General features: G+C 44.7%; 1 protein-coding gene. It reads left to right on the forward strand.

Translation table 11 applies throughout. The features are described from left to right. Nucleotides 1-71: 71 nt before the first annotated feature. The coding region (locus B2739_RS12130; protein ID WP_331346121.1) for a DUF4350 domain-containing protein at nt 72-1161 on the forward strand (1090 nt) is incomplete at its 3' end.

Genomic DNA, 1161 nt, shown 5'->3' on the forward strand with positions numbered 1-1161 from the left:
CAAGCGGAAAACCTTTGCTCCAGCTGGAATCATTGTTGGTTGCACAGCAGCCACGCACAAGGAGCTGCACAGTGACAGACAAGCATTCGCAGACCATGCCTGTGCAACACAAAATCGTGATTGGGGTAATGCTCGCCATCATTATTGGTTTGGGTTATTGGTGGTACACCACCCTGGAATGGGAAGAAAAAGAAATTGATTTGGGTTATTCCAAAGAGGCATTGCAGAACGACTTTCTCGCTGCTGAAATTTTTCTGCGCAAACATGGTGTGCAGGCAATTACCGTTAAAGGCCAAAGCCTGCTGGACAAGCACAGCTGGCGCAACCTCAAGCTTGGACAACAAGACACGATTATCCTGATCAATGGCCATAAAATTCTGAACCAAGAACGCTACGACGCACTTTATGAATGGATCGAAAACGGCGGCACCTTAATTACCGCAACCCAAAATCCTTTCATTGGTGCGCATACCGATGAAAATGATTTACTGCTGGACGATTTTAATATTGAACCGGGTGTACCGGAGTGGGATGCAGACGCACTCGACCCAATGAAAAAACTCGCCGACGAACTGGAAAAAGCCGTAGAGGGCGAAAAAGATAAAAACGATTCCGAAACAAAAGCAGACAAGCAAGAAGACACAAGCGATAAAACCAATAAAGATGCAGATAATGAAAATACAAACACCAAAAAATCGGCAGAAAATACCAACACTAAAAACAAAAAAACCGAAAAGCCGGAACACTATTATCGCTGCGGACTACACAAAGACCCTACTCTGGTTAATTTTCACAGCGAAGAAAAGCCATTGAAATTTGATTTCAGTTCAGCAACACCATTTATTTATTACGATTACACCGGACAAACTAACGACACCAATGAATCTGAGGAAGAAAGCGAATACAGCGATGAAGATCGTGATGAATATAGTGAAGCAGACAGTGACACGGAAGATAGCGAATACAAAGAACGACATGAACATCTGCTGTATTTCGATGTAGGCCAAGGCGGTATAACCATCACCAGCGACAATTTTATCTGGGCAAACAAACGCATTGACTGCCGCGATCACGCCTTTGCGCTGTGGCGCTTGGTAAATCCCGATGGCCGCGTGTGGTTTGTGGTAAATCAGGATGCGCCATCACTTGCCGCCATTATTT

The organism is Cellvibrio sp. UBA7661, from assembly GCA_002483365.1.
GTDB lineage: Bacteria > Pseudomonadota > Gammaproteobacteria > Pseudomonadales > Cellvibrionaceae > Cellvibrio.